General features: G+C 67.6%; 13 protein-coding genes. 7 read left to right on the top strand and 6 right to left on the bottom strand.

The window, feature by feature from the left end:
- The first annotated feature begins 14 nt into the window (after nucleotides 1-14).
- The 4 genes from RV045_RS05680 (at nucleotide 15) to RV045_RS05665 (ending at nucleotide 2,269) form a co-directional block, all read left to right on the top strand.
- Nucleotides 15-1,049: a LysR family transcriptional regulator gene (locus RV045_RS05680; RefSeq protein WP_423234812.1), complete on the top strand. Its 1,035-nt coding sequence runs from the start codon at nucleotides 15-17 to the stop codon at nucleotides 1,047-1,049.
- Nucleotides 1,050-1,109: 60 nt separating this feature from the next.
- Nucleotides 1,110-1,628 carry a peroxiredoxin gene (locus tag RV045_RS05675; RefSeq protein ID WP_423234811.1) on the top strand — a complete coding sequence of 173 codons (519 nt, stop codon included), beginning with the start codon at nucleotides 1,110-1,112 and terminating at the stop codon, nucleotides 1,626-1,628.
- Between the two features lie 109 nt (nucleotides 1,629-1,737).
- Complete coding sequence (locus tag RV045_RS05670) at nucleotides 1,738-1,983, top strand: type II toxin-antitoxin system Phd/YefM family antitoxin (RefSeq protein WP_423234810.1); 246 nt, start codon at nucleotides 1,738-1,740, stop codon at nucleotides 1,981-1,983.
- Nucleotides 1,973-2,269: a type II toxin-antitoxin system RelE family toxin gene (locus RV045_RS05665; RefSeq protein WP_423234809.1), complete on the top strand. Its 297-nt coding sequence runs from the start codon at nucleotides 1,973-1,975 to the stop codon at nucleotides 2,267-2,269. Before RV045_RS05670 ends, RV045_RS05665 begins: the two co-directional genes overlap by 11 nt.
- 7 nt (nucleotides 2,270-2,276) lie before the next feature.
- On the opposite strand, the gene RV045_RS05660 is transcribed toward RV045_RS05665, so the two are convergent.
- Nucleotides 2,277-3,257: a MerR family transcriptional regulator gene (locus RV045_RS05660; RefSeq protein WP_423234808.1), complete on the bottom strand. Its 981-nt coding sequence runs from the start codon at nucleotides 3,255-3,257 to the stop codon at nucleotides 2,277-2,279.
- A 119-nt stretch (nucleotides 3,258-3,376) separates the two neighbouring features.
- On the opposite strand from RV045_RS05660, the gene RV045_RS05655 reads away from it, so the two are divergent.
- Nucleotides 3,377-3,892: an RrF2 family transcriptional regulator gene (locus tag RV045_RS05655; protein ID WP_423234807.1), complete on the top strand. Its 516-nt coding sequence runs from the start codon at nucleotides 3,377-3,379 to the stop codon at nucleotides 3,890-3,892.
- 119 nt (nucleotides 3,893-4,011) lie between these two features.
- Here the strand turns inward: RV045_RS05655 and RV045_RS05650 are convergent, their stop codons facing one another.
- From RV045_RS05650 to panB, 5 genes are all read right to left on the bottom strand, one after another.
- Nucleotides 4,012-4,671 (bottom strand): lipocalin family protein, encoded by a 660-nt coding sequence (locus tag RV045_RS05650; protein WP_423234806.1) that lies wholly within the window; start codon nucleotides 4,669-4,671, stop codon nucleotides 4,012-4,014.
- Nucleotides 4,672-4,706: 35 nt separating this feature from the next.
- Complete coding sequence (locus tag RV045_RS05645; RefSeq protein WP_423234805.1) at nucleotides 4,707-5,315, bottom strand: DUF2878 domain-containing protein; 609 nt, start codon at nucleotides 5,313-5,315, stop codon at nucleotides 4,707-4,709.
- 3 nt (nucleotides 5,316-5,318) lie between these two features.
- The gene (locus RV045_RS05640) at nucleotides 5,319-6,476 is read right to left on the bottom strand and encodes an SAM-dependent methyltransferase (protein ID WP_423234931.1); all 1,158 of its coding nucleotides are present in this window, start codon (nucleotides 6,474-6,476) and stop codon (nucleotides 5,319-5,321) included.
- Nucleotides 6,477-6,553: 77 nt separating this feature from the next.
- Nucleotides 6,554-7,336, bottom strand: a complete 783-nt coding sequence (locus tag RV045_RS05635) for a DUF1295 domain-containing protein (protein ID WP_423234804.1) — start codon at nucleotides 7,334-7,336, stop codon at nucleotides 6,554-6,556.
- Nucleotides 7,337-7,425: 89 nt separating this feature from the next.
- On the bottom strand, nucleotides 7,426-8,277 hold the full coding sequence (gene panB / locus RV045_RS05630) for a 3-methyl-2-oxobutanoate hydroxymethyltransferase (protein WP_423234803.1): 852 nt from the start codon (nucleotides 8,275-8,277) through the stop codon (nucleotides 7,426-7,428).
- A gap of 126 nt (nucleotides 8,278-8,403) precedes the next feature.
- Between panB and polA the strand changes: the two genes are divergently transcribed.
- Both polA and nadC read left to right on the top strand, forming a co-directional pair.
- Nucleotides 8,404-11,259 (top strand): DNA polymerase I, encoded by a 2,856-nt coding sequence (gene polA / locus RV045_RS05625; protein ID WP_423234802.1) that lies wholly within the window; start codon nucleotides 8,404-8,406, stop codon nucleotides 11,257-11,259.
- Complete coding sequence (gene nadC / locus RV045_RS05620) at nucleotides 11,259-12,161, top strand: carboxylating nicotinate-nucleotide diphosphorylase (protein WP_423234801.1); 903 nt, start codon at nucleotides 11,259-11,261, stop codon at nucleotides 12,159-12,161. Before polA ends, nadC begins: the two co-directional genes overlap by 1 nt.
- Nucleotides 12,162-12,194 lie beyond the last annotated feature (33 nt).

The raw sequence follows: 12,194 nt of genomic DNA, 5'->3' as shown, positions 1-12,194 counted from the left end.
TTAATCCAATAGTGATGGCAAAAAAGCAAAGCTCCGGGGCTGGTACGGCAGCATCGGCCCCCTCGGCCTCCACGGCACCCGGGCTGGCGCAGCTGGACTGGGATCACCTGCGCATTTTTCTGGCCGTGGCGCGCCACGCTTCGGCGCTGGAGGCGGCTGGGCCGCTGGGGCTGGATCACTCCACCGTCAGCCGTCGGCTGCGCCGCCTGGAGGCCCAGCTGGGCAGCGCGCTGCTGACGCGCTCGCCGCGCGGCCATGCACTGACGGCGGCCGGACAGCGCCTGCTGGAATCGGCCGAGCGCGTCGAGGCCGCGCTGCTGCTGGCGCAGGCCGATCTGGGCGGCGATGCCAGCGCGCTGACCGGCCAGGTGCGGCTGGGTTCGACCGAAGGCCTGGGCGCCTACTTTCTGGCGCCGCGTCTGGCCGATTTCTGCGAGCGCCATCCCGGCCTGCGGGTCGATCTGCTGGCGCTGCCGCGCACGGTCAACCTCAGCCAGCGCGAGGCCGATCTGGCCGTCTGCCTGGAGCCGCCGTCCAGCACCCGCTGGGTGCGCCAGCCGCTGTGCCACTACCGCCTGCGCGCCTACGCCACGGCAGGCTACCTGGCGTCGCACCCGCCGCTGCGCAGTCCGGCTGATCTGGCCGCGCACCGCTTCATCGGCTATGTGGACGAACTGGTCTTCAGCGCCGAGCTGCGCTACCTGGATGGTCTGGCCCCGGGCGCCGCGGTGCCGCTGCGCTGCACCGGTGTGGTCGCCCAGCTGCACGCGGCGCGTCAGGGGCAGGGCATCGCGGTGCTGCCCTGTTTCATGGCCAGCAGCTACGCCGATCTGATCCCCGTGCTGCCCGAGGCGGTGCACGTGGTGCGCCAGTTCTGGCTGGTCGCCAGCCCCGAGCGCCTGGCGCTGGCGCGCGTGCGCACGCTGTGGGACGACGTGCAGGACGCCGCGCACAGCAGCAGCGCTTTCCTGATGGGCGACGCGCCGCTGCCGGGCTGGATGGCTGCGGGCCCCGCAAAGCCCCAGACAGAAAGTGCCACCCGGCTGTGACTACACTGCACGGGCTTTGTTGATTTCATTCACTTTATTTCCTCCTCAGAAAGGACTGCCATGATTCAAGTGGGCGACTCCCTGCCGGCCGTGACGATTGCCGAGTACATCAACGAGGCCCGCGAGGGCTGCACCCTGGGCCCCAACCCGTTCAGCACCGCTGACGAGGCCAAGGGCAAGCGCATCGCGTTGTTCGCTGTGCCGGGCGCTTTCACACCCACCTGCTCGGCCAAGCACGCGCCGGGCTATGTCGAGCTGGCGGACGAGCTGCGTGCGGCCGGCGTGGACGAAATCTGGTGCGTCAGCGTCAACGACGCTTTCGTGATGAACGCCTGGGGCGAGGACATGAAAGTCGGTGGCGCGATCCGCATGCTGGGCGACGGCAGCGCCGATTTCGCCAAAGCCACCGGCCTGACGCTGGATCTGACCTCGCGCGGTCTGGGCCTGCGCAGCAACCGCTACTCGATGCTGATCGACGATGGCCGCATCGTCGCGCTGAACAACGAGGCGCCCGGCGCCTTTGACGTCAGCGACGCGGCAACGCTGCTCAAGCAGGCGCAGGAGCACAAGAAGGCGTGAGCATTTGCCCCATGTCGGGGGTGTTCGAGAGCTGATGCGATGCAGCCGCCCCGGTTTCCACAAAAGATGTCAAAATTGATGTTTATTTAATGTCAATTATGGGGTTTTCATGGAAACTGTTCTGAGCCGACGCAGTGTCAGCGTCACCGAACTCAAGCGCAATTACGCCAGCATTCTGGCGCAGGCTGAGAACGAGCCGGTAGCCGTGCTCAACCACAACCGGCCTGAGGCCTATCTTGTGCCTGCGGCCTGTTTCGAGCAACTGCTTCAGCATCTGGACGACATGGATGACGCCCGTCTGGTCCGTGAAAGGGCCAGCGGGCCTTTCGCAGAAGTTCACCCCGATGATCTTTAAGCTGCGCTTCCACGTCCTGGCGCTGCACGATTGGCAGCGTCTGGACGGCAGCATCAAGGTGCCGCTGAAGAAAAAACTTCTCGAGCGCCTGCAGAACCCCCATCAGCCAGCGAGCGCACTTGCGGGCATGCCAGGCTGTTACAAAATCAAGTTGCGGCAGGTGGGCTATCGCCTGATCTACCGCGTGGACGGTGACGTGCTTTTCGTCACGGTCATCGCCGTCGGTCGGCGTGACAGGAATGCCGTATATGAGGCTGCATTGCAGCGAATGAAAACAGCCGGTTGATCCCTCATCACTCCAGCGGAAAATTCTCGTGCTCGGCCAGGCGTTGCAGGGCGTTTTCGAACATGACGCGGGCGGCGCCGGTGACGGCGAGCAGGTGGCCGTGCAGGTCGGCGTCCAGCGGGCTGGCGCTCAGGCAGTCGTGGCTGTACTGCTCGAAACTGCCCAGCATGCGCAGCAGGTCGGCGACATGGCGCGGGCATTCGCAGCGCAGGGCGCTGGCCTGTTCGGCCACGCGCTGCAGCGTGGCGTCGTCGAAGCGCCGGGGCGGAATCGGCGAGCCCGGGCTCAGATCGGCCGACGAATCGGGCGGAACAGGCACGCGCACGGCGTCGATCAGGCCGGGCAGATCGGCGTCGGGCACGGGTTCGCGGCGCACCACCAGACCCGCCTGACGCAGCGCCTCGACGGCCTGCGACTGGCCAAAACCGTACACCACCACCCCGCGCGCAATGCCGTGCGTCTGTATCAGCCGCTGCAGCTCGATCTGCGCCGAGCGGTGCAGCGAGTTGATGTGCGCCACCAGCACTTGCGGCGTCGCTGGCCAGTCGGCTGTCATGGCGCTCGCCAGATCGTCAAACACCGCCTCCAGCCGCCAGGGGGCCGCCTTGCCGTGCTGTGCGCTCTCGGCCGACTGCAGCCGGGCCGCCAGCGCGGTGCCCACCACGGCGATGCGCAGCGGCGGGGCTTCGACCCCCCCATCAGCCGGAGCCACAAAACCGGCCGGACCCGAGAGCAGCGCGCCCAGCTGCTGCGCATCCAGCCGCGCGATGCGACTGATGGTGTGGCCTTGGCCGGTTAACCTGCGCAAAAGCTGCGCACGCAAAACATCTTCATCCCGGTAGTAACGGTGTCCTCCGCTGGTTTTCACCGGCTGGAACGCCTGATAGCGCGCCTCCCAGACGCGCAGGGTGCTGACGGGCACACCGCAGGCCTGCGAGACGGCGCCGATGCGGTGAGTCGTTTCAGGAAGTGGCGAGCTTGGGTTCATGTCAGGATGATTTCGAGTGGATTTTGCAACGGATTCTAAGGCTGTTAAAGATTTAATGGTGTCTTCTTGTCGGTTTGTGGTAGATTAAAGGTCTTCAAGCCACTCAAAGTGAGAGAATCATGATTGCACTCCGCGCACGCCACGCTCTGGAAGCTGTCGCACTGGTTGCTTCAGCCCCTGCTCACAGCCCTGTCACCATTTCGGATGTGGCCCAGCATATCGGTATGTCGATGTCCTACGCCGAAAACCTTCTCAAAATGCTCAAAGTCGGCGGCATCCTGCTCTCGGTGCGCGGTCCGGGCGGTGGTTATCACATGGCCCGCGCCATCGCCGAACTGAACGCCTGGGACATCATCCAGTGCGTGTCCACCGAAACCGACCTGCAGCCCCAGCCCGAATCCGTCACGCCCGGCCCCACCGACCCGCTGGAGCGCGATTACGCGGCCCTGTGTCTGGGCTTTCTGCGCAACTATCCGCTGTCCAGGCTGGTCGATGAGGCGGCCCTTGTCGCCCCAAAGCTGGATAAGCCCGCCCGTCACCGGGGCCTGCGCCCCATGCCCAAACCCCAGCGGCCCAACGCGCCCGCTTCGGTGTTTGAATGGTCGACTTTCATGGGCAATTCGATGGCAGCCTGACGCCAGTCTGCAGGATTGCGGCCCGAAAACATCAACGCCAGCGCCCGATTCTATTCGGGCGCTGGCGTTTTTGCATCAAACTGCTCAGAACGGATGAAATCCGTCAGTCTTTAACGACCTCAGTCATTGGGGTTCTGGAAACCCGGCTGGCCGATGTCCTCGGGGCGTTGCGGCACGCGACGGAACGAGCTGGCGTCGTAGCCCAGTGCCGCAAAGCGCTTGAGCAGCGACTGGTAGGTGGCGTCGTCCATCAGCGGTTCGCGCGAGAAAACCCAGCCCCACTTTGTGCCGCGCACGCCCACCAGCGTGTAGCGGTACTGCGGATCGACCCACAGCGTGACCTGACGCGCGTGGATGGGGCCCCAGAGCTTGACGCTCCACTCGCCGCCGCCGCTGCCTTCAACCACGGTGTCCAGGAACTGGTGATGTTCCTCCGGCGCATCGAAGCGCTTGCTGCGGCCGTAGTAGTGATCGTCGATCGTGATGCCGTCGCTGCGCAGGATCCACTCCGAGCGGCTGCCCACCATGCCTTTTTCGGCGAAATAAGGCACGTTGGCGATGACATACCAGCGTCCCATGTAGCGCGGCAGATCGACCGCGACCGGCCCGGTCGGCTGACTGGCGCCGGGCGCCTGCGGCAGGCTGGTGCAGCCGGCCAGGCCCAGCGTCAGCGCTGCGGCGGGCAGCAGCAGGGCGCGCTTGAGGCGCGAGAGGGAGAAAAACCGCTCGGGGCGGGGGGTTCGCGTTGCAGTGGCGATCGAGGTGGCAGGTGCAGTCATGGTCGGTCTCCAGTCAAAGGGGATCGGGATGGGGATCAGGCAGAATCGGAAGACGAGGCGGGCTGCAGGCCGTTCCAGCGCTGCGCCAGGGCCAGCAGCGCGGGCATCAGCACCAGCCAGCCCGCGGCCAGCAGCGCCATCGCCGTGGCCGTGTCGGTGAAGCGCACGGCGCCCAGCGCGGCCCCGCCGCGAAAGGACAGCGCACCGCCCACCGCGCCAAAAAACGCGGCCAGCAGCCAGCGGCCCTTGAGCCAGTCCAGCAGCACCTGCACCTGCAGCGCCAGCATCAGCCACAGCGTCAGCAGCCACCAGGGCACGATCCCGGCTGGCGACGGCGCCACGGCGTAAGTGAACTGGCCGGTGTGCAGCATCAGCGTTTCCCACACACCGCCCATCAGCGTCGCGGCCAGCAGGAAGCGCACCTCGCGGGCCGGGCTGGGCAGCCAGGCCAGATGCAGCACGGTCAGCACGAGCACAGTCAACGCACCCCAGATCGGCTGGCCGTGGGCGATGCTCAGCACACACGCGAACCACGTCGCCTGGCCCAGCACAAAATAGGCCGCCGAGCGCAGACGCGGGTGGCTGCGCACGGCGCGCGCCCAGGCGGTGCGTCCGGGCGGGAGAGGGCTCACAGCGGTGGACATGGCTCAGGCTGCGTCCGGCACTGCGACCGTACGGCTGGCACGGTCGGCGCGGGGCTGGAAGCGGTAGTGGGCCACGCCCCATTCGCTGCCGTCGGCGTAGCCAAACAGCTCGGCCACGGCCATATAAAACATGCGCCAGCGCTGGAACCACACGGCGGCCTGGTCGGCGCCGTAGGTCTGCACCATCAGCGGCATGAGTTCGGCGCGGCGCGCGTCCAGGCGCTCCAGCCAGTGGTTGGCGGTGCGCTCGTAGTGCGTGCCGTCCACCCACCACTGCTCCTGCAGCGCCAGGTCGTCCTGAAACTGCGCCAGCAGATCCAGCGAGGGCATGGTGCCGCCGGTGAAGAAGTACTTGCTCATCCAGTCGCTGGCGCCGTTCACCTCGAAGTGGTAGGCCAGCTCGCGATGGGCAAAAATGTGGACGAAAAGCTGCGCGTCGTCCTTCATCCAGCGCGAAATTTTGGCCAGCAGCAGGCCGTAGTTCTTCATGTGCTCGAACATTTCGACCGACACCACGCGGTCAAAGCCGCCCTGCAGCACCTCGGGCGGCAGTTCGACATCGACGATGTTGCCGGTGACGATGCGCAGGTTGTTCAGACCGCGCTCGCGCGCCTGCGCCTCGATGAATTCGCGCTGCCCGTGCGAGTTGGACAGCCCGACGATCTCCGAGCCCGGAAACTGCGCCGCCGCCCACAGCGAGAACGAGCCCCAGCCGCAGCCCAGATCCAGCACACGCTGGCCGTCCTGAAGCTGGGCGCGCTGCGCGTACAGCGCCAGCATGGCGGCTTCGGCCTGATCCAGGCTTTCGCTGCCGGTGGGGTAGAGGCAGCCGGAATACTTCAGGTGCGGCCCCAGGTGGGCGTGGAAAAATTCGGCGGGCACCTCGTAGTGCTGCCCGTTGGCGGCCTGGGTTTCGATGGCGATGGGGCTGGAGCGCAGATCAGCCAGCAGCGTCTGCCACTTCTGCTGACGCAGGGCGGGCTGGCCCGCACCTTCGTCGCGCAAGCGCTGGCGCATGAGCTGGCGCATCCCCAGACGCACCAGCGGGTCGGGCAGCCAGCCCCGCTCGCAGGCGCGGATCACAAATCCGTCGTCCTGAGCGGCGTTGGCCGCGGTGACGGCGTCGGGACGGCGGGCGCTGTCCGCCGCTGGGGCGTGCATACGGGTGTCGGTGTCTGTCGTCATGGGGATTTCCTTGTTGTTATGGGTGAAAACGCTCAGCGGTGGTGAGTCAACACTCAGCGCTTGGGCCACCACGGAATGAGTGCGCTGGTGGTGCGCTGATATTCCGCGTAACCGGGGCGGCTGCGCGCCAGATGCTCTTCCAGCATGGGCAGGCCGGAGACCTTGACCAGCAGCCACGCCATCAGCACCGGCGGCAGCAGGGTCAGCCAGGCTGTCCAGCCTGTTCCTGCCGCCAGGGGGATGTAGGCCACCCAGTGCAGGCATTCAAAAAAGTAGTTGGGATGGCGGCTGTAACGCCACAGACCGGCGCGGCAGACCTGGCCTTTGCTGCCGGGCTGGGCGACGAAATCGCGCAGCTGCCGGTCGGCCAGCGCCTCGCCGCCCACCGCCACACCCCAAAGAATCAGCGCCAGCAGCACGGCGGCGAAGCCCGGCGCCGTTTCACGCCCAGCCGGAATCGCAAAAGCCATTGCCAGCAGCAGCGACACCACCGCCTGCACGCCAAAAAAGCCCAGCATTTTCAGATCGGCCTGCGCGCCCCATTCCTGGCGCAAACGGGTGTAGCGCGCATCTTCGGGCTGACCCGCGTTGCGCCGCCACAGATGCAGGCCCAGGCGCAGGCCCCAGACGCCGCCGCCCAGCGCCACCAGCGCACGCGCCAGCGGGTGGCCGTCCTGAAAAACGCCGTGGACCAGGGCCAGCGCGCCCAGCGACAGCGCCCAGACCGGATCGACCATGCCCGCGTTGCGCGAGCGCAGCTGCCACAGCCAGACGCCGCCAAATGACAGCGCCAGCACCAGCAGGCTGAGGGTCCAGGGGGCAAAAAGCAGTGACATGAGCAGCGATCCAGTGAAGCGTTGTGAATTGATACGGTTTCACAGCTATTCTGGATGCGCAGGCTTACTCCTGCCGGGGTGGGATGAAATCAATAAGTATGCATCCCCACCTGCGGGAAGCTGCCGTCGGCCACGGCGGTGACGAAGGCGCGGGTGGCGGCCTGGGCGCTGGGGAAATCGGCACCGAAGTTGCGCACGAAGCGCGGCAGTCGGCCGGGGGTCAGGCCCAGCATGTCGTGCATTACCAGCACCTGGCCCGAGCAGTCGGGGCCTGCGCCGATGCCGATGGTGACGAGATCGGGCACAGCGTCGCGCACGGCCTGGGCGACGGTGCCGGGCACGGCTTCCAGCACCATCAGGGCGGCGCCCGCGTCATAGAGTTCGCGCGCTTCGCGCACCAGGCGATCGGCACCGGACTGCTCGCGGCCCTGCACGCGGTAGCCGCCCAAGGCGTGGACGCTCTGCGGCGTCAGCCCCAGGTGGGCGCAGACCGGAATGCCGCGTTCGGCCAGGGCGCGCACGGCTGGCGCGGTCCAGCCGCCGCCTTCCAGCTTGATCATCTGCGCGCCCGCCTGCATCAGCGCCACGCTGCTGCGAACGGCCTGCGCCATGTCGTCGTGGTAGGCGCCAAAGGGCAGATCGGCGATCAGCCAGCTGTGCGGGCGGGCGCGCGCCACGCAGCGGGTGTGATAAACCATTTCGTCGAGCGACACGGGCAGGGTGCTGTCGTGGCCCTGCACCGCCATGCCCAGCGAATCGCCCACCAGCAGGCTGTGCACGCCCGCGTCGCTGAACAGGCGCGCAAAGGTGGCGTCATAACAGGTCAGCATGGCGATTTTTTCGCCTTTGGCGTGCATCTCGCGCAGGTGGCGGATGCTGACGGGCGTGGGCCGCGTGGCGTTTTGCGAGGGCGTTGCGGCGGGGGAGGTCTGGCTGCTCATGGGATCCTTCCTGTGGGGCCGGGTTCGGCCAGCCTGATGCATGCGCGGGCATGATAAGGCAAGGCGCTGCGGTCCGCCCAAGGCACGGCACAATCGGGCCTTGCCCATTTTTGCAGGCGCTGCCCCATGTCCGCTTCAACTCCCCAGGCCCTTTCGTCCGCGACCGGCGAGCAGCCCGTGCTGCTGCTGGTCGATGGCTCCAGCTACCTCTACCGCGCCTACCACGCCATGCCCGATCTGCGCAGCGGGGACGGCTTCCCGACGGGCGCCATCCACGGCCTGATCGCCATGATGCGCCGCCTGCGCGAACAGGTGCCCGCCTGCTGGGCCGCCTGCGTGTTCGACGCCAAAGGCCCGACCTTCCGCGACGACTGGTATCCCGATTACAAAGGCCACCGCCCGTCCATGCCCGAGGATCTGGCGCAGCAGATCGCGCCCATCCACGAGGTGGTGCGCATCATGGGCTGGCCGCTGCTGCAGGTGGAGGGCGTCGAAGCCGACGACGTCATCGGCACGCTGGCGCAGCGCGCACAGGCGCTGGGCGCGCGCGTGGTGATCTCCACCGGAGACAAGGACATGGCCCAGCTGGTGACGCCCGAGGTGACGCTGCTCAACACCATGACCCAGGAATCGCTGGATGCGGCCGGTGTGCTGGCCAAGTTTGGCGTGCCGCCCGAGCGCATCGTGGATTACCTGAGCCTGGTGGGCGACGCGGTGGACAACGTTCCCGGCGTGCCCAAGGTCGGCCCCAAAACGGCGGTGAAGTGGTTGGCCGAACACGGCTCGCTGGACGCCGTCATGGCGGCGGCCGAAAGCATCGGCGGCGTGGTCGGCCAGAATTTGCGCGACACGCTGAACTGGCTGCCCATGGCGCGCCGCCTGGTCACCATCCGCTGCGACTGCGATCTGTCCGCCCACCTGCCGGGCTGGCCGCAGCTGGAGGCGCTGCAGCAGCACGCGCCCGATCTGGACGCGCTGCTGGGCTTTTACCGCCAGTATGGTTTCCGCTCCTGGGGCCGCGAGCTGGAGGGGCAGATCGGGCCCGGATCATCCCGGGATTCCGCGGCCGCGCCTGCGCCTGCCGCGTCTGGCCAGATCAGCACATCCTTTGAAGCCGTTCCCGTGCTGCCCGGCCAGTACGAAACGGTGGACAGCGAAGAGGCCCTGGCGCGCTGGCTGGCGCTGATCCAGGCCAGTCCGCTGACCGCGCTGGACACCGAAACCACCGGGCTGGATCCGCTGCAGGCGCAGGTCGTCGGGCTGTCGCTGGCGCTGATCGGCTCTGGCGACGGGGGCGAGATCGTTCGCGCCGCCTACATCCCGCTGGCGCACGAACAGCCCAGCCTGGACCAGCCCGCGCCGCAGCAGCTGGACCGCGACGCCGTACTGGCGCGCCTGCGCCCCTGGCTGGAAGACGCGGGCGCGGCCAAGGTGGGGCAGAACATCAAGTTCGACACGCACATCCTGGCCAACCACGGCATTACCGTTCGCGGCTGGGCGCACGACACGCTGCTGGAAAGCTATGTGCTGGAGGCCCACCGCCCGCACGGTCTGGAGAGCCTGGCCCAGCGCCACCTGAACCGCCAGGGCCTGAGCTACGAAGACCTGTGCGGCAAAGGCGCCAAACAGATTCCGCTGGCGCGTGTGCCCGTCGATCAGGTCAGCCAGTACGCCTGCGAGGACGCCGATTTCACGCTGCAGGTTCACCGCCAGCTCTGGCCGCAGATTCAGGCCGACGCGGCGCTGGACGCGGTTTACACCCGCATCGAGCTGCCCGTGGCCGACGTGCTGCAGCGCATGGAGCGCGACGGCATCGGCCTGGACGTGCCCGAGCTGCAGCGCCAGAGCGCCGATCTCCACACCCGCATGACGCAGCTGGAAGGCCAGATTTACGAGCAGGCCGGCGGCCCTTTCAACCTGGGCAGCCCCAAGCAGATCGGCGAGGTGCTGTTTGGCCGCATGGGCCTGCCGCAGAAGAAAAGCACCGCCACCGGCGCCGCCTCGACCAGCGAAGAGGTGCTTCAGGAGCTGGCCGAAGATTACCCGCTGCCCGCGCTGATCCTGCAGCATCGCTCGCTGTCCAAGCTGAAATCGACTTACACCGACAAGCTGCCCGCCATGGTCAACCCGGACACCGGCCGCGTGCACACCAGCTATTCGCAGGCAGTGGCGGTGACGGGGCGGCTGTCCAGCAACGAGCCCAACCTGCAGAACATCCCCATCCGCACGCCGGAAGGCCGCCGCGTGCGCCGCGCCTTCGTCGCCCGGCCCGGGCATGTGCTGCTCAGCGCCGACTATTCGCAGATCGAGCTGCGCCTGATGGCGCACATCAGCCAGGATGCAGGGCTGCTGCGCGCTTTCCGCGAAGGCATTGATGTCCACCGCGCCACGGCGGCCGACATTTTCGGCGTGGCCAGCCCGGACGAGGTCAGCGCCGACCAGCGCCGCTACGCCAAAACCATCAACTTCGGCCTGATTTACGGCATGGGCGCTTTCGGCCTGGCGCGGGCGCTTGGCATCGCCAATGGCGCGGCCAAGGATTACATCGAGCGCTATTTCGCCCGCTACCCCGGCGTGCGCGCCTACATGGACCGCGCGCGCCAGGAGGCCGCCGCGCAAGGCTATGTCAGCACCGTGTATGGGCGCCGCCTGTGGCTGCCGGACATCAAAGGCGGCAACGGCCCGCGCAAGGCCGCTGCCGAGCGCCAGGCCATCAACGCGCCGCTGCAGGGCACGGCCGCTGACCTGATCAAGCTGGCCATGATCGCCGTGGACGCCGAACTCAGCGCCCAGCAGCGCGCCACGCGCATGCTGCTGCAGGTGCACGACGAACTGGTTTTCGAGGTGCCCGACGCCGAACTGGCCTGGGCCCGCGAGCGCCTGCCGCAGATCATGGGCGCCATCCAGCCTTTCGAGGGGGAATTTGCCGTGCCATTGACCGCCGAAGTCGGCGTGGGTGCCAACTGGGACGAGGCGCACTGATGCGCCCGCAAACGATGATGAGCCACCCCTGGACCCCCGCCCCGGACAACGAAACCCTGGACGCCGCCCGCGCCCGCAACATCCGCGACGCCCTGTTGGAGGACGTGGGCACCGGCGACTGGACGGCGCAGCTGGTCCCTGCCGGGCAGCGCGTGCAGGCCCGCGTCATCGTGCGCGAAGCGGCCGTGCTGTGCGGCAAAGCCTGGTTCGACGGCTGCCTGCTGGCGCTGGACGCGCAGGCGCAGGTGCTCTGGCAGCACGCCGAGGGCGCTGACATGGGGCCCGGCGACACGGTCTGCGAGATTGCCGCCGACGCCCGCGCCCTGCTCACCGCCGAGCGCAGCGCCCTGAACTTCCTGCAGACCCTCAGCGCCACCGCCACGCTGACGCGCCAGCATGTGCGCGCTATAGAGAACATCCGAGCGCCCGGCCGCGACACGCCGTGCCTGGTGCTGGACACGCGCAAGACGCTGCCCGGTCTGCGCCAGGCGCAGAAGTACGCCGTGCGCGTGGGCGGCGGCCACAACCAGCGCCTGGCGCTGTGGCACGGCATTCTCATCAAGGAAAACCACATCGCCGCAGCGGGCAGCATCGCCACCGTGATGGCGCAGGCGCGCGCGCTGGATGCGGGCGTGGACATCCAGATCGAGGTCGAAACCCTGGACCAGCTGGAAGAAGCCCTGGCGGCAGGCGCCACCAGCGTGCTGCTGGACAACTTCCGCCCGGAGGCCCTGCGCGCCGCCGTGCGCCAGACTGCCGGACGCGCGCTGCTGGAATGCTCGGGCGGCGTCAGCCTGTCCGCCCTGCCCGAACTGGCCGCCACCGGTGTCGACCGCATCAGCATCGGCCGCCTGACCAAAGATGTGCGTGCGGTGGATTATTCGATGCGGGTGGTGGGGTAAGGGCGGATGAAAAAAGCCCGGCCGCAGTCCTAA

It is taken from the genome of Amphibiibacter pelophylacis (assembly GCF_037688875.1).
Taxonomy (GTDB): domain Bacteria; phylum Pseudomonadota; class Gammaproteobacteria; order Burkholderiales; family Burkholderiaceae_C; genus Amphibiibacter; species Amphibiibacter pelophylacis.
This window is presented reverse-complemented; position numbering and strand designations above follow the sequence as displayed.